This is a genomic window from Pseudomonas sp. PDM05, assembly GCF_014851685.1.
Lineage (GTDB): Bacteria > Pseudomonadota > Gammaproteobacteria > Pseudomonadales > Pseudomonadaceae > Aquipseudomonas.
In genome coordinates, this window is the sequence record NZ_JACVAC010000001.1 from 134,290 (window position 1) to 156,078 (window position 21,789).

A 21,789-nucleotide genomic window follows, 5' to 3' on the forward strand; every position below is an offset into this window, starting at 1 on the left:
TCAGCGTCTCTTCAGGTAACCGCTCGTGGAGCTGCGGCGTTGTGGGGGTGCGGCAGGTCGCGGTTGGGCGACGGGTTGCGGCGCCGGTGTCGCGGGAGCCTGTTCAGCGAACGTGACACGCTCGGCAGCGACCACCTTTTCATCGAACAAACCCGACTGTGCCAGCGACTGCCTTACCCGCTCCCAGTCGTGTTCCTGGTAGCGGTTGATGCCGAGGTAATGCGCCATCGCCAGGTTGTAAACCATCAGGTCAAGCGCTTCGTTGCGCTCGGCCTTGCCCTTGATCCACTCGATCCGCTTGTGGCCCCGAACGTACTTGGCGACCTTGCGCTCGGCCACGCACTGGGCGAAGAACTCGTCCGGCAGGTCGTTGGCAAAGTGCAGCGCGCCTGGGCCTGACTCGAACGGGTAGCGGTTGTAGATCCAGTCTTTGGCCGTGTCGGTGCCGACAAACCACAGCTCGGCGCCGCCGCGTTCGGTCTGGCCCTTCCAGGTCACGTCGACCATCGACGGCCGCTGAGCAATCACCGGCTTACCGGGCTTGCTCGCGCCCTTGATCGCGAAGATGTTTCGCCAGCGCCGCACGCGGCAGAACTGGTAGACCTCATCGGTGTGGTGACCGCCGGAGTCGACGGCGACTGCGAGAATGCCCAGGCCGACGCCGCACGGGTGCCGATAGCGTTCCTTGAGCAGCTCATCCAGAACCGCCCAGGTGCGTTCGTCCGAAGGGTCGCCCGCGATCACCCGGTGATCAATGACCCAACGCTCCATACCGACGCCCCAGCCCATCGCCATGAACTCCAGGCGGTCGGCCTGCACGTCCACGGAGCCGGTGATCATCATCACGGCGGCAGGCATTGCGCCGAGGGAGAAGCCTTCCCGGCGCGCCCGTTCGATCAGCACCGACGCCTTGGTCTGCTCTTGCGCACTGTCCCAGACCTTCGCCAGGCGGGTGTTGTAGAACACCTGCATGGGCTCAAGGTCGCCTTTGGCCTGGGCCTTTTTCGCCTTCTCGAATTGCTTCGCCAGCGACTTCCAACCCGTCCAACCCAGCGGCGAATACAGCGCGTTGAGGTGGAAGCCGACCGTCTCGCCGTCACCCTTGGCATGGGCGCGCCATTCGCCACGGGCGAGCATGTCGCCCTTGTGGTGTTCCTCGATCAGCACATCGCAGTCAGGCCCGGCGCACTCGTAGTGCACCACGTTGAAGTCCTGGGAGTAATGCAGCCGTTCCCACTCCAGGGTCTGCATGTGCCCGCAGGTCGGACACGGCACGTAGTAGTAACGCTGGTCGCTGCCTTCGAACAGATCGTCGATGCGTGAGGCGCCCTTAATCGTCGGCGAGCTGGAGAAGTAGAACTTGGCGTTGCGGCCAAAGGTACTGCCCCGTGTTTCCGCCAGCTCGATGGGGTCGCCCTCCTCGCCTACGTCAACCTCCCAGCGGTCGATCTCATCGCCGTACACATAGCGCGCCGACAGCTCGGCCAGGTTGGCCGCAGAGCCGGCGGTGGTGACGTACAGCGAGCCGCCTTCGAACTCCTTGGTGTCCATGGTGTTGCGCGAGTCCCGCGAGCGGCTGGCCGCCACACGTTCACGCAGCACCGGGGTGGCCTTGATGGTTTTGCCGATCCGCGATGACACCCGCTTTGCCAGGCCCAGGCTTGGCAGCAGCGTGAGGATGTTCGACGGCACCATGTGGATCAGCGCGCCGATCCAGTTCAAGGCGATCTGGGTTTTCATCAGCTGCGAGGCGACCATGGTGACCACACGCTTGCACGGGTGCGCCGGTGACAAACACCGCATCGGCTCGCGGGCGTACGGCGTGCGCACGGTGCGATATTTCCCTGGCTCGGCGGCGCCGGTATCACGCGGGATACGCATGTACTCGTCGGCCCACTCGTCCACCCACAGGCTGGGGTCTGGGCGCAGCCCACGGAAATACGCCTCACGGTACACCTCGGCGCCGTCAGGTTTTTCCGTCTGCATGGGTTAACTCGTCGGGGTCAGATCGCGTTCAAGGTCGGTAGAGGACATGCGTTCGGCCTCTTCCAGGGAGAGCCGCAGCGCCTTCGTGAGGTGCTGTTCAATTTCCCAAGGGTCGGTCATCGCCGCCAGTTCGGGGGCCAGTTGCGGGGGCATGCTGAGCAGTTGATCGCGCAGCATGCGCCCCGCGTTGTAGGCCCCGGTGGTGACCGCCTTCATGTCCACCAACGAGCCCTGCACCTTGTGGAACTCGGCCTCGGCCAACTGGGCCAGGTAGTACTCGCGGTGTGCGCGGGCCTTCTGGAAGTCCGGTTGCCCACTCTTCGCGCCAGCCGGCTGCGGCGGCGCAGCCGTGTTCGTCGGCTCGACCAAGGGGGACAGTTGGCTGTAAACGTCACGCTGGAGCCGGTCTTGCTGGTGTCGAGCCGCGACGGCGGCCTTGCTGGGGTCGGCGGTTTCGAGGATCAGCGCTTCGGTTGCCAGCACGTCGACCTTCTTGCCGTCCGGCGACAGCACTAGGCGGTTGTTGCCTTTGAGCCAGGTGATGTAACTCGGCGTCCTGCCGATGCGAACCGCGAAAGCGCTTTTAGACAGGAACAGTGGATCCGTCATAAGCCCTCCTTTTCAACGGCTTTTAAATGGAAACCTTTCAATTTCAATGGATTGAATTTCAGTAAGCTGGAAACCCATCCGCTAACGCTTTCCCGCGGGTTTCATGCCCCGTGTCCCTCGAATGCCGCCAGGGTCCCCGGCGACTTTTCGGGGCTTCATTTTGGTGCGACTCGCTGGAGACCAAATATTCCGTGGCCTCCAGCCCATCAGACCTGACCACCACCGGAGGGCGGCACATCGCACACGCCCAACCGCTTGGCGGCCCAGCGTTCGTACAGGCCGATGGCGACATCGGCGCCGGCCATCGCGGTGAGGCAGCCGATGCTCCCCGCCGCCAGCACCGACATGCCCGAGGCGTGCAACAACATCATGGTGGAAAGCCCGCAGACCACGCAGGCCCCGGAGCGGAGCAGCAAGCGGCGAACCAAAGACCAACCGCTCACCCCCGCCTTGTCGGCCCGCCATGCCTCGCCGGAAATCCCGCCAACCAGGGACAGTACGATCACCATCCAGATTGGCATCTCAATAAGCGCTTGCTGCTCGTTCGTCATCGCCCTACCCCATAAACGCAAAAACCCGGCGCAATGGCCGGGTTCAGTGTGGTGGTGTGTCCCGCTGTCTGCGGTCGCACCTATCGAAGATGGGTACTTTTTACAGGTGGATTATCATGGCAGCAAGCAGGTTTTAATGCCACGGAGCAATAAGGGTGCGACATGGGTGTGACGCAGGTACAACGGAGGGACAACGCATTCAATCGGCTATCGCTTCTGGCGCCCTGTCTGACCTGTCCCACTATTTTGAATCGAAGTAGGACAGCTACAGACGCCTAAATTCGGGGCTCTGCCCTACTGTCCTACCTTTTCTTCTTTTTTCTTGTGTATAGAGAAAAATCTAAAAGCACGCGTGCGCGCCATGGGCGCGACTACGTGCCCGCTATGCTCATGTGTGCGTGGGGCGGGTGAAGGTTGGACGGTAGGACAGGCCAACAACAGCGCGGCCTGCGCCTGTCCAACTGCACTAAACGGCAGTAGGACAAGGCAGGACAGTAGGACAAGGGCACGCAGATTGACGCCGAGGGTCATGCAGCCTTCCCCATCAGCATGCCGTCGATGGAGACGTGGGCTTCGTGAAGACGTCGGTAATAGGTCGGCGCACTGCACCCGCAATGCAGCATCTTCTGAGAGAGGAAGCTTTCGTGGTTGCAATAGTGCTCGCGCACGACGACCGACAGCTGCGGCGGCAGGTGCTTGTTGACGATCAGCTCGATGTCGGCCGATTCATCCAGCAGCACCCGACTACCCCGCGTGCCGCGTATCAACTCCCCTTTACACTCCATCAGCATGGCGATCATGTTGCCGCCACTCGGCCCGCCCGCGTTTTCCGGCACAGGCGAATGCAGATCCTGCGCCCACAGTTTGAGCATTTCGTCGATTCGCTTAATCAAAGCAAGGCTCCTCGATCACCGACTGCTGCAACGCAGACGTGCGGCCCCAACCCGCAGGTTTCTCGTAGGCCCATGGCCGTATCCCACTTTTCGGCAATGCCGGCATGCGCCGCTTGCGCCAACCCAGCCGGTGCATGATTGCCCCGACCCGCATCTGCTCGGGCTTGCCCCAATGGCCGACGTCCAGTTTCAGTGCCTGGATCAGGATCTCGTTGCCGGTGGCGGTCTCGCCGATCTGCGACTCTTCCATCCAGGCCAGGATCGGCCCTTCCCATTCGTCGACGACGAAGCGTTCGTCCTGGGCCTCGGCGAACATCTTGGATTCGTCCTTGTTCACCCACCAGATGTCGCCCGCCTCGAAGCAGAACAACGCCTCGGCCCATAGCTGGTCGCGTATCTCACGCAATTGCTCCAGGTCGACCTTGTTGCAGAACACAGGCCAGTAGCGACGGTTGCCCGTGGCGTCCTTGAGGTACTCCTCTTGGTTGGTGGTGCCCACGAAAACACACTGGCGTGGCACGTCGTTCGTTCTGCGGCCGTAGCTCTCTCGGTAGGTGTCGGTTGACGCGGAGAAGAACTGCTTGGCCTTGGTGCTTTCAGCCTTGTTGAAGCTGTCCAGCTCGCCCAGCTCGACGATCCACTTGCCACGAATCGCCTGGAAGCTGTCCTTGTCGCCGAGGGCAAACGGCGTGTCCATGAACCATTCGCCGCCGAGTACGCCCATGGCTGTGGACTTACCGGCGCCCTGCCCGCCTTCGAGGATCATCACCGAGTCGGCCTTGCAGCCTGGGCGCATCACCCGTGCAACTGCGGAGATCAGCCAGCGCTTACCGACCTTGGCCGAGTACTCGCTGGCATTGACACCCAGCACGTCGGTCAGCCAGGTTTCGATGCGGGGCACGCGGTCCCACTCCAGTTTCTCCAGGTACTCGCGCACTGGGTGGAAGGCGTGGTCGTGGGCGACAACGCTGACCGCCTCGATCACATGGGAGGCTTTGACCCGCAGGTTGTATTGCTGCGCGAGCCACTTCATCACGCGCATGTCGTCGATGTCGGCCCAATCGCCTGCACCGCCACCGAAGGGCGCAGAACGCAACTTGACGATCTTGGAGCTGAACACGCTGTAGCCGATGACACCGGCCCAGCGCTCGTCGTTGCCCAGGATCAGCTCGACGTTTTGCATGTGCGCGATCAGGGCGCCGTTTTCGGTACGGGCGAGCTGGTCTTTCCAGCCCCCCGCTGCAGGTGGCTTGACCACCGCCAGCACCTGGCGGCGGACGGCCTCCAAACCTTCAGCGACGTGCAGGTCGTTGAAGTCGGTCCACTTGATCTCGCGCTCGCCGGAAAACACCGGAGCGACTACCTGGCCGCCGACAACCAGCGCGGCGTTGTTGGCCTTTTCTTCGCCAGGGTTCCAGGCATCACCGTTGGGGCGCTTGGTCTTCCAGTCGTCATCGCGGCAGATGATCAGCGGGCAGCCAGGAAAACGCTCGCGCATGGCCTTGGAGACCGGCAGCAGATTGCCCGCGTCGAAGGCGATGGCGACGGTGAGCGAGGTCGCCATGTGCAGGCTTGCGCCGGTGGCGTAGCCCTCACACACCAGCACCGGCTCACCGGGTTCAGGGTGCGGGCCGATCAGGTGGAAAGCGCCTTCCTTCGACATGCCGTAGGGCCAATACGCTTTGTCGCGCCCGGTGTCCTCTTGCTTCGCGGGGAAGATTACCTGCAGGCCGACGATCTGGTCTCGCACGTTGCACATGGGCACCAAAAATGCGCCGGTACGGGGCGCATAGCGGACTTTGAAGCCGACGATCTGCTTTCGATCCAAATAGGCGCTCTTGCCCTTTTCGGGCATGCGCTTGAACAGGCCGGCGGCACGGTTGGCCGCTCGACGTGAAGCGTTGGCCGCGATCTCGGCGGCCTTGCGCTTGGCGTCTTCCTGGCGGGCGCGCATGACTTCGCGCTCTTCCGGGCTCATGCGCCCGGCCTTGACCTTGATTTTTTGGGTGTCGCCGGAGCGCCAGTCACCGAAACTACCGAAGATCAGCGTCTCGTTTTTTTCGGTGCGGTGTTCGTGGATGACGTACCAGCCGTTTTTTTCCTTGCCCTTGTCATGGGTGGTTTTGCAGCGGGTGAGTTTGCCGAATATCAGGGGTTGGGCGGGTTCGAGGCCATAGTCTGCGAACTGATTGAGCACTTCATCGAGCATAACGAGAGGCCCTCAGATCATCAGCAGACTTGCAACCAATGCAAAGCGTGCAACCCGGCTGTGCCAACCGGCGCGCCTCAGGGATGGGTTCTTCACAGTCGTCACAGAACATCAGGGAATGCGGTGCCGCGCTCGACATCAGCGCCAGGCGTGCAGCCACGGCTTGATCGATCCGCTCTTGCACCAGGTCATTTGCAAAATCAGCGATGTCAGCCACGTTCCGTCCCCCGAGTTGTCTGGTTGACGTATTTGGCGCGGTTGAACATCCCCAGCAGCCCCTGAATGCCGCGAAACACCTGCAGGCGAATCTCGGCCAGTTCCTGATCACTCACAACGCCATCGCCAATGCTCTTGGCCCAGGTGTCGGCCAGATCGGCCACCTGCCGGAAGTAGCCGGCAATCCCGGTGGTCAAGGTCTCAGGCATGTCGCTGGTGTAGGTTTCAGCCAGCTCCTGCCAGGTCGTATCACCGACCAGGGCATGCACCGCGTCGAGGATGCGCCGGTCCTTGGTCAGTTCGAGGATCTCGCCGAACTCTTGAATGTTGACGGCGTGGGAGGGATGGGTGGGAGACAGCTTGTGCTGCAAGGTGGTGGCATTGCGGCCTGTGGTGGCGGCGATTGCGGCGGCACCGCCGGGATAATCCCGTGCGGCGTGGTACAGGGCTAATTCGAGCGTCAGGACTTCCTTTTGCGCTCTATCAACACAGCTTAAAGCTACTCGGCTCATGGCATTAATCCTACTAAGTTGCCAGTGCCCCGCGACATGCAGTGGTGTTACATTTGCCGCGTGGCTTGAAAGGGCCCAAACGCCGGCCAGATCTTAGGGATCGAAACCGGCACCGTGCCGAGGCGAACAATCCGTTGTTCACCTCTGGCGCAACAGCTGCCTAATCTGTGGTGGAAAAGGCAGCAACCCAAGACATCCGTGTCTTGGCAGCGCGATAAAGGGAGGTGGTTTGCATGTGGTGTGCCCTCCTACCTTCGTCGCGACCCGACAGCACTGTGGTGGTGTGTGCCGGGAGGAACTGGGCGGCCCTTGGGTCGCCTTTTTTCTGTCTACACTACCTGCCTCACTGCCGAAGTCTCAGTGATGCCGAAATGCTCTAAAACATCAGTTAGCGAGACGTATCCATCACTCTCACGACTCAAGGACTTTATCAACGAGACACTGGGGTCCTTGCTTGCGTACTTGACGTGAAGCCGTAGGTAACTCACCGCTATCCCACAGCGCTCTGCATAAGCCTTTAAAGCACCAGAATCTAACTGATTAATGTATTCGCGTAATTTCATGATTCACCTCTCGGCCAAAAATTAACCCATTGGGTTACTTTTATCAACACCAAAAAGGATATTCACCTGAAAGGTTAATCAAGCGAGAATTGAAAAATGAAAATTTCCGATACCCGCTTACAAAATTTCCGCAGGCTCCTGAGCGACAGGAACCTTCGCTTAACAGATATTGCCGAGCTCTTAGGCAAAGCACCTGCACAGGTGAGCGCGTTTGGTGGAAAAAATCCAACAAAAGGAATTGGCGACCGGATAGCTAGGGAGATTGAAAAAGCTCTAAACCTGCATAGCGGGTATCTCGACATGCCATTTGGGCTAAACGAGTTCAATAATGCGACGGTACTGAGCCACACAGGTCGCAAGCTTCCTGTCATAGGTTCAATAGCTGCGGGTGCATGGTGTGAGTCCCACGGTAGCTTCGATCCCTCTGAAGCCGAAGAATGGATTGATGCACCAGGACCGGTAGGCCCGCGTGCATTTATCTTGCGAGTTGAAGGGATGAGTATGGAGCCAAAATTTATTGAAGGAGACAAGATAGTTATAGACCCGTCTCTTGAGGCATTACCGGGACACTTCGTTGCAGCAAAGCGTACAAGTGATCAAGCAGCCACGCTAAAGCAACTTAAGCAAGAGGGCGGCGAACAATATTTATTTGCAGTCAACCCTGACTGGCCAGAAAGAATTATACGTATGACAGAAGAGTGGACAATTTGTGGTCGTGCCAGATGGAAAATATCCGACCTATAAATCACTCCAGCACGCCACTATAAAACTAAAGAAGCATCCTTATACCACGACCAATGAATCACGCGGCAAAATGGCAATCTCGCCCAAAAATAGATAAGTATGAATCACCGCCAGCCTAGCCTCTTGCGCAGAAACATCAACATGCACGCCCTTACAGGTCTTTTCATAAATAGCATCTAACCGAGCAGCTAAAAACTCTAGCTCTGAGTTCAATATAGCTTCATTACTACTGCTATCAGTCCGCTCAGCCATGTAGGCCAGAAGCCTGTTTTTATACTGTTCCTCCCCAACTTTTCTTGGCTTACCTTTAGAATCCAGCCAATCCTTAGTGCTTGCCGGAAAAAGAGAGTCTGCAACAGTCATCAACAAGCGTCTGCAAGACGTAAGTGCCGCGGTCCGTGACTCAATAGAGTCATCAGCGATACGCTCATTTATCGCCACGATTTTCTCAGCGGCCTTAGGGCAATGGGCGCGCACGAAGCTGTCAATCTCGTGCCTAGCACCTTCAAAGATGTCTTGTGCTGCATCCCCTAACTCTAACGCAAGATACATATCAGTCGCATAATTATGTATTCCAGCGATGTAGGAGACGAATAACGACTTATAATTAGTATAGATATTTTTATTATTTGTTTGAATCTTAATCTGCTGATCAAGCATTTTCTCAGTAGCATTTTTCTCGAGAAAATCTTTTACGGCCCCCACAGCGACTGGTGAAAAACTATCGAGTGTAACTTGAGCGCCATAAACTCGCGCTTCTACCTCAGACAGACTGTGAGTCCTATAGGTCCCTTCACTTAAATTATATCGACCAGAGGAAATTGCATATTTCTCACAGCTTTCCAAACTTTTAAAATTGAAATCTGAGGGATAACCTTTCGTTTCATAATCCAGCCAGAGCTGTGCATCTGTATCTCGCATCAACCTGGCTAGCCTCTTAGCTCGCATTAGAATTTTATCAATTGATAGTGAAGATGTTTCTAAATCGTCTAAGAGAGCTGAAGCTACCGATCGTGCTTCACTTATCCTTGTGCTTCTATCAGTCATACGGACCCCACAGTCAGTCAACCCAAATCCTTCGACATCATGATGACATCATAAAAAAACAAAGGGTAGTGAACGCCGAAACGCAAAAAAAACACCTCAAAGGTACTTTCTCTTGACATGTTAACCTTATGGGTTATTTTTACCTCACTCTTCCACCACAGAGCGAGGCAACACCATGCACACCACAGCCACCCTGCACGTCCACCCGGCCGCTGCTAACCCCTCCCGCATCTTCGAAATCCGCCGCCTGGCACAAGACTGCGGCTGCGCCTTCATCGCGTCAAAACCCAAGCTGAAACAGCGCTCCGCACCTGCTCCATTCAATCCGAACGGCGGAGGGCAAGCGGCATGAGTAAGTACAAACTCGACAACCGCACCCTGGCCCTGCTCAAGGCCCAGGTCAGCCTGACCGAAACCTTCAACCACCTTCTGCGCATCGAGACACAGCGCCAGGTCCTGTCCTTTCGCCTGAAAGTCGAACGCCGCATTGCCGACACGCACTTCACCGTTGAGCTGGGCAGCGAACGCCACACGCTGACCCTGACCAACAGTAAGAAGATGCACCTCAAGCTTGCAGACTTCATTGAAGAGATCGTCAACGGGCCTTCCAACCCTGCCGAAGCACCTGTCACGCCGCACGCTGATCGCCGTTACGGCGTGTTTGAAACCGAACACAGGCAACAGGTTTTCGATCTGGTGCGAACCGGCGGCGCACTCAGTCTCGACATGGGTTTTGAGCAACCGATCAACCTGGCGATCCACCGCAACAAATCCCGCGCCGGCATCACCACCATCATGAGCATCGGCGTCAGAAAGCCGCGCTCCAAGTGCTTCACGGTGTACGGCAGCGATGTGGAGATCTATTCCATGGTCGCGGAATCCATCACCCACCTGGCTGCCGTGGCGACTCCCGCCGCGCATGCAGCCTAGGAGGTCGCGATGGAGCGTAGCCTTGAAAAAGCCGCCAAGTACTTCGGCCTGACACGCCCAAAGCTGATTGCACTAATGCGCGAAAAAGGTCTGCTGAACGACCGCAACCTTCCGGCCTTCCCGGTGCGGGATCGCGAGTACCTGCGCGTCAAAGACAGCAACTGGTATCACGAGACCGCCGGCATGCAGTACAGCCAGTCGACTAAGGTCCGACAAGCCGGTATCCGCTGGCTCGCCGACCAACTGGGGCTCGAGCTGCCAGCCATCCCGGCAGACAACCGTGACGTGGCCTAGGGAGTACGCCCGCCAGATCGTCGCCATGCGCACACGCGAGGAGCGCAACGCTGCGCTCCTCGAAGTGCCGGAACATCTGCGGGAGCTGACCAAACGCCATTGCTTGAACGCCTGGAACCACCCTTCACGACTCAAACGCAAGGAGGCCGCAGCCCATGAGCAACAACAGCCAGACACCGCTACGACTGCAACCAGCGCCGGATAGCGCCACCGTCGAGATGCTGCACCAACTCTTCGGCGACGTGCTTATCCCCCTGGAAAAGCTGCGCGTGCATTACTTCAAGAACCTCAACGAAAAAACCTTCACCGAGGCGATCGCCAACGGGCGTATTCAACTGCCGGTGACCACCCTGGACCACAGCGTCAAGGCGATCCGGTATGCCCACATCAAACACGTCGCAGCACTGATCGACATCCGCGCTTACCGAGCAGACGAAGACATGCCGCGACCACAAAACGATTCAACAGAGCAAGACCAGTAACCCAGACAGCTGCCACCACCAGCCACGAAACTACCAGGAGCACACCACATGACTGCAATTCAAATTTGCGTACTGATCAGCCTCATTACCGCCGCCGCAATCCTCTATTGGGCCGGCTACCGAGGCGGCCTCAGTGACGGTAAAAATGACGGTTACGAAGAAGGCCATTCTGACGGTTTCACCATGGGGCAGGACGATGCCTCAGCCGCGTACGCACGCTCTATCGAAAAGGTGTCGACGCGTTGCCAGCGTCTTGAACAAATATTGCACCGGGAACCAAAAGACCGCTTAGACCTTCTCGCCATAGCAGAAAAGCTCAAGCTGGCCGCTGATACCTTCCGAGCGGTTAAAGCAGAAAGCCAGGCATCACAGGCCCTTGCCTTGCGTGACAAAGCCTTGAACATGGCTGCAGGGCTGGACTCCTTCTTTCAGGAGGACGCGGCATGAGCCAGGGCATCCAAACACTTCGCCTGACACCTCAAGCCGCCGGCGCACTGCAACAGCAGCACACCAAGGCGAACCAGGAGCTGCGCGCACTGACACGCTACAACAAGGAACTCGACCGCCAGTTGAAAGCACTGATCGGCCACGACGCACTGCGTCAGCTGCACAAAGCCACTGCCAACGCCCTGCTGCTGGCCGATCTTGTGAGGGAAGCCGCATGAACTGGATCCTCACCTCCACCGGCAAACGCTTCGACCTGTTCGAGCCCGACGCAGACATGATCGACCCACGGGACATCTCGCACTCGCTGTCCCACCTGTGCCGCTTCAACGGCCACACCCGCGAGTTCTACAGCGTGGCCCAGCACAGTTGCATCGTCGCCGAGCTGGTGCCGGAAGAGCACAAACTCGCGGCCCTGCTCCACGACGCAACTGAGGCGTACTTGGGTGACATGACGCGGCCACTCAAGCAGTGGATGCCCGATTACCAAGGCTTCGAGAATGTCGTCTGGCAGCGCGTTTGCGAGCGCTTCAACCTAGCCCTCGAACTGCCCACCTGCGTGCACCGAGCCGACCTGATTGCACTGGCGACAGAGCGCCGCGACCTCATGCCAACCGATCCGGCTATTTGGGATTGCTTGGTTGGCATCGAACCCATGGCCGAAACCATCCGCCCATGGCCTGCCGCAGAAGCCCGACTCACCTACCACCAGCGCCTGATGGACCAACTCGCTATCGAACACCGGAGGAAAGCGGCATGAAGAACCACCAGGACAACAACAGCACCCTGCCCGCTTTGCTCCGCACAGCCAGTGGTGGCGACGCGCTAGAAACAAACAGTCTCTGCTGCGTAGCAGCAGGCATTTCTGCTCCTATCAGCGCCAATGCCGAGGCACTTATACCCCACATAAAGCTGCGCGGGGCAGCGCTCGCTGATGCAACGCTAAACGCTCAGGAACGCCCGCTCGCGCAGCCTGCCATGGGGTATACGCAGCATTCACCCACCAGAACTATAGAAACTGAAATTTTCTCTGACGAAGAACTGGCCGACCTGACTGGATACAAGCAGCGTGCCCATCAACGAAGATGGCTCAACGACCGCAATTGGGTATTCGTTGAGAGCCGTGGTGGCCGCCCATTGGTCGGGCGCATGTACGCTCGTATGAAACTTGGCATGACCAGTCCAACGTCCGCAGAACAGAGCACACCGCCGCTGAGACCAGCTTGGACACCTGACTTCTCCAGGGTGAACTGAGATGCGACCTCGAAACACTGAAAACAGGGACTTACCGCCGGGAATGGTGCGGAGAAAACGCCCTCGCAAGAACGGTAAAGTGTGGGTTGGTTATTACTACAGAGACTCAACGGGAAAGGAGATACCGCTTGGGGGAGACTTGAGCAAAGCCCGATTGAAGTGGGCAGAGCTTGAGTCCAAGGAAAAGCCAGCCGATCTGACGATGATGAAGGGGATCTTTGATCGATACGTCCGCGACGTCATTCCTAAAAAAGGCGAGCGTACCCAGAAGGACAACCTAGCCGAGCTAAAACAATTGCGGCCCATGTTCGACGGGGCGCCCATCGACTCAATCACACCAGCCAGTATCGCCGGATACCGCGACGCCCGTACCGCCAAGGTACGGGCCAATCGGGAAATCGCCCTACTCTCCCACGTGTTCAACATGGCGCGCGAATGGGGCCTGACCGAGCGGGAGAATCCGTGCCAGGGCATCCGCAAGAACAAGGAAACACCACGTGATTACTACGCCAACGCCGCGGTTTGGGATGCGGTCTACGGGATGGCTGAGCCGGAACTCAAGGAAGCCATGGACCTGGGCTACCTGACAGGCCAGCGGCCAGCAGACGTGATCGTCATGCGCAGGGACGACGTTGAGGGCGATTACTTCTTGGTCACGCAAGGCAAGACAGGGCTGAAGCTAAGGATCCTGATGTGCACAGAGGAGGGAGAAAACAGCTTGGGTAGGTTGATTCGGGAAATTACGGAGAGGAATGCCGGTCACCTCTCGAAGTACTTGCTGATAAACAGGCACGGAAAGCGGATGACGAAGGGAATGCTGCGCTTGCGCTGGGACAAGGCGCGGGAGAAGGCATGTGCCAAAGCAATCGAACAGGGCGATCCGCTGCTCGCCGCAAAGATTGGCGGTTTTCAGTTTCGCGACATCCGACCTAAAGCAGCATCGGAAATCATCGATATTGGCGATGCAAGCTTGCTTCTGGGACACAGCAAGCAGGAGATCACGAAGCGGGTTTACAGGAGGATTGGCGCCACTGCCAAACCATCAAAATAGGCAAAGTTTCGGAACGCCTACCCAAAAGTTTCGGAACGCCTCTGAAAAACCGTCGCGCTCCACCCAAACCCCAAAAACACAAAAGCCCCGCATTGCGGGGCTTTTGTCTGAATCTTGGCGGGAAACCAGGGATTCGAACCCTGGGAACGCTATTAACGTTCGCCGGTTTTCAAGACCGGTGCATTCAACCACTCTGCCAATTTCCCTTTTGCATCACAGGATTAGAATAGACCATCCCGTCTCAGCGGGCGCCATAATACCCGAATGAAACACACTGTCAAACTCTCGCCATCGCTTGTTACAGAGCGTCTGTTATGATCTTTGCGACTGAACGTTTCAAAACTCAAGGAGTGTCGCCATGCGCGAACAGAATTACGCAGTGAATGGCAACGCGCAGGCTGAGCAGCTTGAAGTCAGCCGCGTATTGCGCAACACGTACGGCTTGCTCGCCCTTACCCTCGCATTCAGCGGCGTGATGGCGTTCGTGGCGCAGCAGATGCGTGTTGGTTATCCGAACATTTTTGTCGTGCTGATCGGCTTCTACGGTCTGTTTTTCCTGACCAACAAACTGCGCGATTCGGCCTGGGGCCTGGTGTCGGCGTTTGCCTTGACCGGTTTCATGGGCTTTATCCTCGGCCCGATCCTTAACCGCTACCTCGGCATGGCCGGCGGTGCGCAAGTGGTCAGTTCGGCGTTTGCCATGACCGCACTGGTGTTTGGTGGCCTGTCGGCCTACGTGCTGGTCACCCGTAAGGACATGAGTTTCCTGGGCGGTTTCATCACCGCAGGCTTCTTCGTGCTGCTGGCGGCTGTGGTAGCCGGCATGTTCTTCCAGATCAGCGGCCTGCAGTTGGCGATCAGCGCGGGTTTTGTGCTGTTCTCCTCGGTGTGCATCCTGTTCCAGACCAGTGCGATCATCCACGGCGGTGAGCGTAACTACATCATGGCGACCATCAGCCTGTATGTGTCGATCTACAACCTGTTTATCAGCCTGTTGCAGATCTTCGGCATCATGAGCCGCGACGACTGATTTCAGCCGACACAAAAAAAGCCCCGTATCGAAAGATGCGGGGCTTTCTTGTTTTCAAGGGATCAGTACTGGTTGGGTTCCATCTCCAGGTCCACCTTGAAGCGTTCGGCAATGTCGCGCTGGATACGTAGCGCCAGGTCTGCAATATCGTGCCCGGTGGCGGCACCATAGTTGACCAGCACCAGCGCCTGCAGCTTGTGCACGCCCGCATCGCCATCCCGAAAGCCCTTCCAGCCAGCCTTGTCGATCAGCCAACCGGCAGCGAGTTTCATCTGCCCATCTGCCTGCGGGTAGGCCACAAGATCGGGGTATAAGGCTTGCAGTTCAGCCGCAAGGGCTTGGGAGACCAACGGGTTCTTGAAGAAGCTGCCAGCATTGCCGAGCTCTGCCGGGTCTGGCAGTTTTTCGCGGCGGATGCTGCAAATGGCGCGGCTCACATCGCTCGGTGTCGCCTCGGTGATCCCCTGCCCGGCCAGGCGCTGCTGCACCGGGCCGTAGTCGAGTTTCAGGTGGCTGACGCGGCTCAGGGCGAAACGCACGCGCAGGATCAGCCAGCGCCCGATTTCGTGTTTGAACAGGCTGTCACGATAGGCGAAGTTGCATTCCTCCAGGCTGAAATCCCGCAGCTCGCCGGTTTGGCGATCCAGGGCGGTCAGGCCGGCGAATACGTCTTTGATTTCTACGCCATAGGCGCCGATATTCTGCATCGGCGCGGCACCGACGGTGCCGGGGATCAGGCTGAGGTTTTCCAGGCCACAAAAGCCTTGCTCCAGGGTCCAGAGCACAAAGGGGTGCCAGGCCTCGCCTGCTTCGGCTTCAACGATCACCTGCTGACCATCGTCCTGCAACACCCGAATACCTTGGGTGGCCATGCGCAACACCAATGCCGGTAGGTCCTGGGTCAGCAGCAAATTGCTGCCGCCGCCAATCACCAGCAGTGGCAGCGCCTGTGCGGCGGCGTAGGCCAGGGCCTCACGAACATCGGCGTCACTGCGGGCTTCGGCGAACAGTCGCGCGCGCACGTCGATGCCAAAGCTGTTGAAGGGCTTGAGCGATACCTGCGCAAGCACGTGCAAGGTCATAACCGCCCCTTAATTTCGATCACCAATAGGTCACAGGCTTGCTCGATCAGGTCAAGGACCCGCTCAAAGCCTTGTTCGCCTTCGTAGTATGGGTCTGGCACCTCGTCGACCTCAGCGCCATAGCGGCGCAGGAACAAGTCCAGCTCTGCCTTGCCCTGCCCCGGCTGCAGCGCCTTGAGGTTGCGCAGGTTGCTGTGATCCATGGCCAGGATCAGGTCGTAGCGCGCGAAGTCGGCTCGACCGACCTGCTGCGCACGCTGCGCCGAAAGGTCGTAGCCGCGCGCCAGCGCCGCACGCTGGCTGCGCTGGTCCGGCGGGTTGCCGACATGCCAGTCACCAGTGCCGGCGGACGCGACTTCAACCTGCCCGGCCAGCCCCGCATCGCGCAACTTCTGGCGCAACACGCCCTCGGCCGTTGGCGAGCGGCAGATGTTGCCCAGGCAGACGAACAGGACTTCCATCAGGCCCCCAACAGGCGACGGACGCGCTCAAGGTCTTCCGGCGTGTCAACACCGGCGGGCGGCGCTTCCAGGGCGTCGCCGACGTGGATGCGCACGCCATGCCACAAGGCACGCAGTTGTTCCAGGGATTCGGTGTTTTCCAGCCAGCAGGGGCCCCAGCTGACGAAGTCATGCAGGAATCCGGCGCGGTAGGCGTAGATGCCGATGTGGCGGCGATACGGCACACCCTCCGGCAACGCGTCAGGATGCTTGGCGAAGGCGTCGCGCGCCCAAGGCAAGGTCGAGCGGCTGAAGGTTAGTGCCAGGCCGTTGATGTCGCTGACCACTTTCACCACGTTCGGGTTGAACAGCGTAGCGATGTCTTCAATCGGCTCAGCCAGCGTCGCCATGCGTGCTTCGCCGTGGGCAGCGAGGTTGGCAGCCACCTGGTCGATGACGCTTGGCGGGATCAGCGGCTCGTCGCCTTGTACGTTGACCACGATGGCATCGGGCGCCAGGCCCAGCTGCGTGGCCACTTCGGCCAAACGGTCGGTGCCGGAGTTGTGGTCTTCGCGGGTCAGCACTGCTTCGGCGCCGAAGCCTTGGCAGGCTTCGATGATGCGTGGGTCGTCGGTGGCCACCACCACCCGCTCCGCGCTGCTCTTGCAGGCCTGCTCCCACACCAGCTGGATCATCGGCTTGTTGCCGATCAGTTGCAGCGGTTTGCCCGGCAAGCGGGTCGAGGCAAAGCGCGAAGGAATGACAACGGTAAAGGCGGTGGTCATTTATCCAGGCGCTCATCGGAGGTCAGGGTACGGGCTTCGCTTTCCAGCATGACCGGAATGCCATCACGGATCGGGAAAGCCAGGCCGGCGCCTTTGCTGATCAGCTCGGTTTTGTCGGCGCTGAGCTTGAGCGGGCCTTTGCAGATAGGGCAAGCGAGGATGTCGAGCAGTTTGGTGTCCATGAGTGTTTCCTGGAAAGAAGCGTTTTAAGGCAAGAGACGGGCGGGCAACAGTCGCATCAGTTGCGTGTCGAACCAGGCGACGAACGCCGGCGACGGCACCGCATCCACCGCAAGATACCACCAGTCGGGCCGGGCAAAGGCGCGGCACTTGACCGCGTCCTTCTCGGTCATGACCAGCGGCAATGATGGCGTGAAATTCAAGACCTCTGCGCTGTAGGGCGCATGGTCGGCAAAAGCATGGGGGATCGGCTGCCAGTGTAGCGATTCAAGCGTGTTGAAGAAACGTTGCGGGTTGCCGATGCCGGCAACCGCGTGAACCTGCTGGCCAGACGAAAAATACTCGACCGATTGACGCTCACCGGTCTTCAAGTTGATCAACGCCGTGGGCTGTAGACGGAAGGCAAAGCCATCTTCGCGATCAGCGGCGGCGCCGTTATAGAGCAGCGCATCCACGCTCTCAAGACGCTCAACTGGCTCGCGCAACGGCCCGGCAGGCAGGCAGCGGCGGTTGCCAAGGCCGCGCGCGGCGTCGATCAGCACCAGTTCCAGGTCGCGGGCCAGGCGATAGTGTTGCAGGCCGTCATCGGACAGGATCAAGTCCAGGGTTTCACTGGCCAGCAGCGCCTTGACTGCACGGCTGCGGTCGGGATCGATCATCAGCGGCACGCCACAACGCTGCACGATCAGCAGTGGCTCATCGCCAGCCACTGCACCACTGTGGCTGGCCTCGACCCGCCACGGCAACTGCGGCGGCTTGGCGCCATAACCCCGGCTGACCACCCCCACACGCAACCCGCTGCGACGGCAGTGCTCGATCAACCACAGGATCAACGGCGTCTTGCCGGTGCCGCCCACCGTGATATTGCCGACCACCACCACCGGCACCGGCGATTGATAGATCTCGCCCTCGCCCGCCAGGAAGCGTGCGCGCTTGCCCTGCACGACGCGGCGATACAGCGACTCCAGCGGGCGCAACAGCGACAGCGCCGGGTGCCCTTCATACCAGGCCTTGAGTAAACGATCGGACATGGCCATCAGGGTTGGCTCGCCGCCTCGACGGTACTCATGCGCAGATGGCTGAAACCGAGCTTGCCAGCAGCGTCCATCGCCGTGATCACCGCCTGATGCTGGGTCTTGCCATCGGCACTGATCGACAGCGGCATCTTGGTATCGCCGCCGGATTCTCGCTGCAAGGCATCCATTAGGCTGGCCAGGTCGTTTTTCTCCAGCACCTGGTTATTCACCGAAAACACCCCCTCGGCACTGATGGCGATGTCCAGTTGCTTGACCTGCTGGTCTTCTGCCGGCGAGCCGCTGACCGCTTCGGGCAAGTCGACGCGCAGCTCGGTCTGCCTGGTGAAGGTGGTGGTGACTACAAAAAACAGCAGCAGGATAAACACTACGTCGATCAACGACGCGAGGTTGATGTCGACGTTTTCCCGTTGCTTGCGGCGAAATTTCACGCTCGACCCTCGACCAGATCCACATCACGGTCGCCCTGTACCACTTCCACCAGCTTGATCGCCTCCTGCTCCATGCCCACCACCAATTCATCGATGCGCCGTTGCAGGAAACGGTGGAAGAACACCGAAGGAATCCCGACCATCAGGCCGGCGGCCGTGGTTATCAGTGCCTTGGAAATACCACCGGCCAGTACGGCAGCGTTGGTGGTCATGCCCGAGCCCATGAACGAACTGAAGATGTCGATCATGCCCAGCACGGTGCCCAGCAAACCGAGCAACGGGGCCATGGCGGCAATGGTGCCGAGGGCATTGATATAGCGCTCCAGCTCATGAATGACCCGGGCGGCGGCCTCCTCGATGCACTCCTTCATGATCTCGCGACCATGCTTGGAATTGGCCAGGCCGGCGGCGAGGATTTCACCTAGAGGTGAGTTGGCGCGCAGTTCCTTGAGTTTTTCCTTGTCGAGCTGCTTGTTCTTGATCCAGCCCCACACCTGCCCCAGCAGATGTTCGGGGGTGACGCGACTGGCGCGCAGGGTCCACAGGCGTTCGGCGACGATGCCGAGTGCGGCGATGGAGCTCATGATGATCGGCAACATCATCCAACCACCGGATTTGACCAATTCCCACACAGTGAATGTCCCCTCGAAAAAGTGCGCCACTTTACCATATCGGTTCGTCAGCGGGGTTCGCCGACCTCAGGCTCAAAGGGTAATGCATCACGCCAGAAACGACGTTGACTGCGCGCAACAATCGGCGGTGCGAAGGCGCCCAGTCGCAGACGCACGGCCCCTTGCTCGGCGCTGTCGTAGATCCGGCTACCCAGCGCCTGGTAGCGCTCCAGCACTTGCGGATGAGGATGGCCAAACGCATTGCCACGGCCGCGGGAGATCAACACCGAGCGGGGCGAAAGCCTTTGTACAAAGGGCCAGGACGAAGAACTGCGACTGCCATGGTGGGGTGCCTGCAGCCAGTCGGTCGCCACCGCCAGGGGCGACTCAAGCAAGGCCCGCTCGGCGGCGCGGTCAATATCGCCGGTCAGCAACAGGCGCTCGCCATTGGCCTGGACCTGCAACACACAGGACTTCGCGTTGCCTTCAACCGCGTCCGACCATTGCCACAACTCAAACACCACGCCGTCCCACTCCCAACGCTCGCCGCTCACACATGGCTGGGTCCCGAGAAATGTCGGCAACCTTTCGGTCTCGCCGCCCACTACCCGGCGGATGGCCAACCCACGGGCAACCGCGGCGGCCCCACCGGCGTGGTCGACGTCGGCATGGCTCAGCAGCAGCATGTCCAACCGCCCTACCCCGAGCTTTTTCAACGCTGGCAACACCACGCTGGCGCCCAGATCGGACGCTCCCGAACGCGGCCCCGCATCGTAAAGCAGGGTGTGCCGACGGGTGCGCAGGATCAATGCCTGACCCTGCCCGACATCCAACTGCAGCACCTCGACCTGCCCATGGGGCACTGATTCCCTGGGTGGAAACACCGCCAGCAACAGCAACGGCCAGCCCAGCAGCCGCAACGGCACGCCCTTGGGCAACAGCAACAACACCGCGCCCGACAGACTGATCAGCCAGCAGCCCAGCGGCACCTCGGCCGGAGTCCAGGCCGGCAGTTGTTCCGCCAGCAACGCGAGGCCGCGAAACAGTCCGTCCAACGCAGCACCGGCCAGCCACAATAGATGCTCGCCCACCCATGGCAGCGGCAAGAGCGCAGTCCCGAGCAGCGCCAACGGCAACACCACCAGGCTGATCCAGGGCACCGCGAACAGGTTGGCCAACGGCGCGCTCAGGCTGATCGGCAGCCCCAGCGCCAGCAATACCGGAAACAAACCGAGTGCAATCAGCCACTGCGCGCGGGTCCACGCCTGCCACACACTCCAAGCGCCCAAGCGCCCGCTGAACGCCAGCACCAACACGGCAACGGCCGCGAACGACAACCAGAATCCAGGCTGCAAACTGGCCAACGGCTCCAGCACCAATACCCCATTGAGCGCGAGCAGCAGCGGCCACCAGGCACCCAGATGGCGAAACCGCAAGCGCCACAGCAGCACCAGCCCGACCATCACGCAGGCACGCTGCACGGGCACACCGAACCCTGCCAGCAAGCCATAGCCCAGCGCAGCGGCAAACGCCAAGCCACACGCCCACGGCAGCCAAGGCAGGGCCCGCGGCCAATAGCCGTAGCGCGCCAACCCGGCGACCAGCGCGTAGATCAACCCCGAGAGCAAACCAATGTGTTGGCCGGAAATCACCAGCAGGTGCACCGTGCCGGTGGCTTGCAACACCTGCCAATCCTGGGGCGCCAGTGCCGAACCGTCCCCCAGCACCAACGCCGCCAACCCGGCCTCGCGCCCCTGGGCATCCACGCTCAACAGGCGTTGGCGCACGCTGTCGCGCCAGGCGTTACGCGCAGGCGACAGGCGCATGCCATCCTTTACCGAGCCTGTGGCGCCTATACGATGGGCAAGCAACCAGGCCTCGCGGTCAAAGCCATGAAAATTAAGCAACCCCGCCGGCCGCTTGAGCGTGACCGCCACGCGCCAGCGTTCACCGCTGTGCACCGCCGGCCCAGCGTGCCAGGACACTTGGATACGCTTGGGCAACCGGGCATTGCGCGAGCGACTGTCGGCCAGCTCGAACCGTACACCGCTGCCAGTCTGCTGCGGCAACCCGACGACACGCCCTTCCAGCCAGCGTGTCTGCCCATCCAGTGCTGGCCTAAGGCGATCATCCAGCGCCCACTGCGCACTCAGGCACGCCCAACTCAAGCCGAATAGAAAGAACGCCAGGCAATAGGTGCGAAATGGCAACAACATCAACGCCACCACTGGCATGGCCAGCAGCAGGCCGACCGGCGGCAACACCGGTAAAAAGCGCAGGGTCAACAACCCCAGTGCAAACGCGAACATCCCTGCTCTCATGGATCATCCCTTTCAAGTGATCCATTCAGTCTTAGCCGAGCGCCCGGTACTGCCTTTGATGTTTTGTCACAAAGTCTGAATTTTCTGTTT

At 59.7% G+C, this 21,789-nt stretch carries 26 protein-coding genes and 1 tRNA gene; 10 read left to right on the forward strand and 17 right to left on the reverse strand.

The annotated features are described in order from the left end of the window. From IB241_RS00640 to IB241_RS00670, 7 genes are all read right to left on the reverse strand, one after another. Nucleotides 1–1,986, reverse strand: coding sequence for a phage terminase large subunit family protein (locus IB241_RS00640; protein ID WP_192296504.1), 1,986 nt, complete (start codon nucleotides 1,984–1,986; stop codon nucleotides 1–3). Between the two features lie 3 nt (nucleotides 1,987–1,989). Next, a complete protein-coding gene (locus IB241_RS00645) occupies nucleotides 1,990–2,595 on the reverse strand; it encodes a terminase small subunit (protein ID WP_192296505.1) in 606 nt (201 codons plus the stop codon). A gap of 206 nt (nucleotides 2,596–2,801) precedes the next feature. Continuing rightward, entirely contained in the window at nucleotides 2,802–3,146 is a 345-nt protein-coding gene (locus tag IB241_RS00650) for a phage holin family protein (protein ID WP_192296506.1), read from the reverse strand. Nucleotides 3,147–3,673: 527 nt separating this feature from the next. Continuing rightward, nucleotides 3,674–4,039 (reverse strand): hypothetical protein, encoded by a 366-nt coding sequence (locus tag IB241_RS00655; protein ID WP_122539656.1) that lies wholly within the window; start codon nucleotides 4,037–4,039, stop codon nucleotides 3,674–3,676. Further along, nucleotides 4,032–6,248, reverse strand: a complete 2,217-nt coding sequence (locus IB241_RS00660) for a VapE domain-containing protein (protein WP_192296507.1) — start codon at nucleotides 6,246–6,248, stop codon at nucleotides 4,032–4,034. The genes IB241_RS00655 and IB241_RS00660 overlap by 8 nt, the downstream gene beginning before the upstream one ends. Continuing rightward, entirely contained in the window at nucleotides 6,238–6,465 is a 228-nt protein-coding gene (locus IB241_RS00665; RefSeq protein WP_192296508.1) for a TraR/DksA C4-type zinc finger protein, read from the reverse strand. The genes IB241_RS00660 and IB241_RS00665 overlap by 11 nt, the downstream gene beginning before the upstream one ends. Further along, a complete protein-coding gene (locus IB241_RS00670) occupies nucleotides 6,458–6,976 on the reverse strand; it encodes a phage regulatory CII family protein (RefSeq protein ID WP_192296509.1) in 519 nt (172 codons plus the stop codon). The genes IB241_RS00665 and IB241_RS00670 overlap by 8 nt, the downstream gene beginning before the upstream one ends. A 659-nt stretch (nucleotides 6,977–7,635) precedes the next feature. On the opposite strand from IB241_RS00670, the gene IB241_RS00675 reads away from it, so the two are divergent. Continuing rightward, the gene (locus IB241_RS00675) at nucleotides 7,636–8,283 is read left to right on the forward strand and encodes a LexA family protein (RefSeq protein WP_192296510.1); all 648 of its coding nucleotides are present in this window, start codon (nucleotides 7,636–7,638) and stop codon (nucleotides 8,281–8,283) included. Nucleotides 8,284–8,322: 39 nt separating this feature from the next. Here the strand turns inward: IB241_RS00675 and IB241_RS00680 are convergent, their stop codons facing one another. Beyond that, nucleotides 8,323–9,330 (reverse strand): hypothetical protein, encoded by a 1,008-nt coding sequence (locus IB241_RS00680; RefSeq protein WP_192296511.1) that lies wholly within the window; start codon nucleotides 9,328–9,330, stop codon nucleotides 8,323–8,325. 348 nt (nucleotides 9,331–9,678) lie between these two features. On the opposite strand from IB241_RS00680, the gene IB241_RS00685 reads away from it, so the two are divergent. The 8 genes from IB241_RS00685 (at nucleotide 9,679) to IB241_RS00725 (ending at nucleotide 13,785) form a co-directional block, all read left to right on the forward strand. Beyond that, nucleotides 9,679–10,260, forward strand: a complete 582-nt coding sequence (locus IB241_RS00685; RefSeq protein WP_192296512.1) for a hypothetical protein — start codon at nucleotides 9,679–9,681, stop codon at nucleotides 10,258–10,260. A gap of 9 nt (nucleotides 10,261–10,269) precedes the next feature. Next, nucleotides 10,270–10,554, forward strand: a complete 285-nt coding sequence (locus IB241_RS00690; RefSeq protein ID WP_058411124.1) for a phage antirepressor KilAC domain-containing protein — start codon at nucleotides 10,270–10,272, stop codon at nucleotides 10,552–10,554. A 155-nt stretch (nucleotides 10,555–10,709) separates the two neighbouring features. Then, nucleotides 10,710–11,036, forward strand: a complete 327-nt coding sequence (locus IB241_RS00695; RefSeq protein WP_192296513.1) for a pyocin activator PrtN family protein — start codon at nucleotides 10,710–10,712, stop codon at nucleotides 11,034–11,036. Between the two features lie 48 nt (nucleotides 11,037–11,084). After that, entirely contained in the window at nucleotides 11,085–11,483 is a 399-nt protein-coding gene (locus tag IB241_RS00700) for a hypothetical protein (protein ID WP_192296514.1), read from the forward strand. Further along, nucleotides 11,480–11,701, forward strand: a complete 222-nt coding sequence (locus IB241_RS00705; protein WP_192296515.1) for a hypothetical protein — start codon at nucleotides 11,480–11,482, stop codon at nucleotides 11,699–11,701. The genes IB241_RS00700 and IB241_RS00705 overlap by 4 nt, the downstream gene beginning before the upstream one ends. Next, nucleotides 11,698–12,240, forward strand: coding sequence for a phosphohydrolase (locus tag IB241_RS00710; protein WP_192296516.1), 543 nt, complete (start codon nucleotides 11,698–11,700; stop codon nucleotides 12,238–12,240). Before IB241_RS00705 ends, IB241_RS00710 begins: the two co-directional genes overlap by 4 nt. A gap of 251 nt (nucleotides 12,241–12,491) precedes the next feature. Further along, nucleotides 12,492–12,734, forward strand: coding sequence for a DUF4224 domain-containing protein (locus IB241_RS00720; RefSeq protein ID WP_192297214.1), 243 nt, complete (start codon nucleotides 12,492–12,494; stop codon nucleotides 12,732–12,734). A gap of 1 nt (nucleotide 12,735) precedes the next feature. After that, the gene (locus IB241_RS00725) at nucleotides 12,736–13,785 is read left to right on the forward strand and encodes a tyrosine-type recombinase/integrase (RefSeq protein ID WP_192296517.1); all 1,050 of its coding nucleotides are present in this window, start codon (nucleotides 12,736–12,738) and stop codon (nucleotides 13,783–13,785) included. Between the two features lie 115 nt (nucleotides 13,786–13,900). Here the strand turns inward: IB241_RS00725 and IB241_RS00730 are convergent. Then, nucleotides 13,901–13,991 (reverse strand) — tRNA-Ser (locus IB241_RS00730). Between the two features lie 152 nt (nucleotides 13,992–14,143). On the opposite strand from IB241_RS00730, the gene IB241_RS00735 reads away from it, so the two are divergent. Next, the gene (locus IB241_RS00735) at nucleotides 14,144–14,815 is read left to right on the forward strand and encodes a Bax inhibitor-1/YccA family protein (RefSeq protein WP_192296518.1); all 672 of its coding nucleotides are present in this window, start codon (nucleotides 14,144–14,146) and stop codon (nucleotides 14,813–14,815) included. 62 nt (nucleotides 14,816–14,877) lie between these two features. On the opposite strand, the gene murB is transcribed toward IB241_RS00735, so the two are convergent. Genes murB through IB241_RS00775 form a run of 8 tightly spaced genes read right to left on the reverse strand, consistent with a single transcriptional unit; the run spans nucleotide 14,878 to nucleotide 21,699 of the window. Beyond that, nucleotides 14,878–15,897 carry a UDP-N-acetylmuramate dehydrogenase gene (gene murB / locus IB241_RS00740; RefSeq protein WP_192296519.1) on the reverse strand — a complete coding sequence of 340 codons (1,020 nt, stop codon included), beginning with the start codon at nucleotides 15,895–15,897 and terminating at the stop codon, nucleotides 14,878–14,880. Then, nucleotides 15,894–16,358: a low molecular weight protein-tyrosine-phosphatase gene (locus tag IB241_RS00745; RefSeq protein ID WP_192296520.1), complete on the reverse strand. Its 465-nt coding sequence runs from the start codon at nucleotides 16,356–16,358 to the stop codon at nucleotides 15,894–15,896. Before IB241_RS00745 ends, murB begins: the two co-directional genes overlap by 4 nt. Further along, entirely contained in the window at nucleotides 16,358–17,122 is a 765-nt protein-coding gene (kdsB, locus tag IB241_RS00750; RefSeq protein ID WP_192296521.1) for a 3-deoxy-manno-octulosonate cytidylyltransferase, read from the reverse strand. The genes IB241_RS00745 and kdsB overlap by 1 nt, the downstream gene beginning before the upstream one ends. After that, nucleotides 17,119–17,304: a Trm112 family protein gene (locus tag IB241_RS00755; protein WP_192296522.1), complete on the reverse strand. Its 186-nt coding sequence runs from the start codon at nucleotides 17,302–17,304 to the stop codon at nucleotides 17,119–17,121. The genes kdsB and IB241_RS00755 overlap by 4 nt, the downstream gene beginning before the upstream one ends. A 24-nt stretch (nucleotides 17,305–17,328) precedes the next feature. Next, nucleotides 17,329–18,339: a tetraacyldisaccharide 4'-kinase gene (lpxK, locus tag IB241_RS00760; protein ID WP_192296523.1), complete on the reverse strand. Its 1,011-nt coding sequence runs from the start codon at nucleotides 18,337–18,339 to the stop codon at nucleotides 17,329–17,331. Next, on the reverse strand, nucleotides 18,339–18,767 hold the full coding sequence (locus IB241_RS00765; RefSeq protein WP_192296524.1) for an ExbD/TolR family protein: 429 nt from the start codon (nucleotides 18,765–18,767) through the stop codon (nucleotides 18,339–18,341). Before IB241_RS00765 ends, lpxK begins: the two co-directional genes overlap by 1 nt. After that, nucleotides 18,764–19,399, reverse strand: a complete 636-nt coding sequence (locus IB241_RS00770) for a MotA/TolQ/ExbB proton channel family protein (protein WP_185706715.1) — start codon at nucleotides 19,397–19,399, stop codon at nucleotides 18,764–18,766. Before IB241_RS00770 ends, IB241_RS00765 begins: the two co-directional genes overlap by 4 nt. Nucleotides 19,400–19,446: 47 nt before the next feature. Next, nucleotides 19,447–21,699, reverse strand: a complete 2,253-nt coding sequence (locus tag IB241_RS00775) for a DNA internalization-related competence protein ComEC/Rec2 (RefSeq protein WP_192296525.1) — start codon at nucleotides 21,697–21,699, stop codon at nucleotides 19,447–19,449. Between the last annotated feature and the right edge of the window lie 90 nt (nucleotides 21,700–21,789).

Excerpts from the sequence above, each read along its gene's own strand:
- IB241_RS00755 (WP_192296522.1), bottom strand. The coding sequence starts at position 17,304 with ATGGACACCAAACTGCTCGACATCCTCGCTTGCCCTATCTGCAAAGGC.
- IB241_RS00705 (WP_192296515.1), top strand. The coding sequence starts at position 11,480 with ATGAGCCAGGGCATCCAAACACTTCGCCTGACACCTCAAGCCGCCGGC.
- IB241_RS00660 (WP_192296507.1), bottom strand. The coding sequence starts at position 6,248 with ATGCTCGATGAAGTGCTCAATCAGTTCGCAGACTATGGCCTCGAACCC.
- IB241_RS00735 (WP_192296518.1), top strand. The coding sequence starts at position 14,144 with ATGCGCGAACAGAATTACGCAGTGAATGGCAACGCGCAGGCTGAGCAG.
- IB241_RS00685 (WP_192296512.1), top strand. The coding sequence starts at position 9,679 with ATGAGTAAGTACAAACTCGACAACCGCACCCTGGCCCTGCTCAAGGCC.
- IB241_RS00645 (WP_192296505.1), bottom strand. The coding sequence starts at position 2,595 with ATGACGGATCCACTGTTCCTGTCTAAAAGCGCTTTCGCGGTTCGCATC.
- IB241_RS00710 (WP_192296516.1), top strand. The coding sequence starts at position 11,698 with ATGAACTGGATCCTCACCTCCACCGGCAAACGCTTCGACCTGTTCGAG.
- IB241_RS00725 (WP_192296517.1), top strand. The coding sequence starts at position 12,736 with ATGCGACCTCGAAACACTGAAAACAGGGACTTACCGCCGGGAATGGTG.
- IB241_RS00680 (WP_192296511.1), bottom strand. The coding sequence starts at position 9,330 with ATGACTGATAGAAGCACAAGGATAAGTGAAGCACGATCGGTAGCTTCA.
- IB241_RS00650 (WP_192296506.1), bottom strand. The coding sequence starts at position 3,146 with ATGACGAACGAGCAGCAAGCGCTTATTGAGATGCCAATCTGGATGGTG.
- IB241_RS00675 (WP_192296510.1), top strand. The coding sequence starts at position 7,636 with ATGAAAATTTCCGATACCCGCTTACAAAATTTCCGCAGGCTCCTGAGC.
- IB241_RS00640 (WP_192296504.1), bottom strand. The coding sequence starts at position 1,986 with ATGCAGACGGAAAAACCTGACGGCGCCGAGGTGTACCGTGAGGCGTAT.
- IB241_RS00690 (WP_058411124.1), top strand. The coding sequence starts at position 10,270 with ATGGAGCGTAGCCTTGAAAAAGCCGCCAAGTACTTCGGCCTGACACGC.
- IB241_RS00745 (WP_192296520.1), bottom strand. The coding sequence starts at position 16,358 with ATGGAAGTCCTGTTCGTCTGCCTGGGCAACATCTGCCGCTCGCCAACG.
- IB241_RS00695 (WP_192296513.1), top strand. The coding sequence starts at position 10,710 with ATGAGCAACAACAGCCAGACACCGCTACGACTGCAACCAGCGCCGGAT.
- lpxK (WP_192296523.1), bottom strand. The coding sequence starts at position 18,339 with ATGGCCATGTCCGATCGTTTACTCAAGGCCTGGTATGAAGGGCACCCG.
- IB241_RS00775 (WP_192296525.1), bottom strand. The coding sequence starts at position 21,699 with ATGAGAGCAGGGATGTTCGCGTTTGCACTGGGGTTGTTGACCCTGCGC.
- kdsB (WP_192296521.1), bottom strand. The coding sequence starts at position 17,122 with ATGACCACCGCCTTTACCGTTGTCATTCCTTCGCGCTTTGCCTCGACC.
- IB241_RS00700 (WP_192296514.1), top strand. The coding sequence starts at position 11,085 with ATGACTGCAATTCAAATTTGCGTACTGATCAGCCTCATTACCGCCGCC.
- murB (WP_192296519.1), bottom strand. The coding sequence starts at position 15,897 with ATGACCTTGCACGTGCTTGCGCAGGTATCGCTCAAGCCCTTCAACAGC.
- IB241_RS00670 (WP_192296509.1), bottom strand. The coding sequence starts at position 6,976 with ATGAGCCGAGTAGCTTTAAGCTGTGTTGATAGAGCGCAAAAGGAAGTC.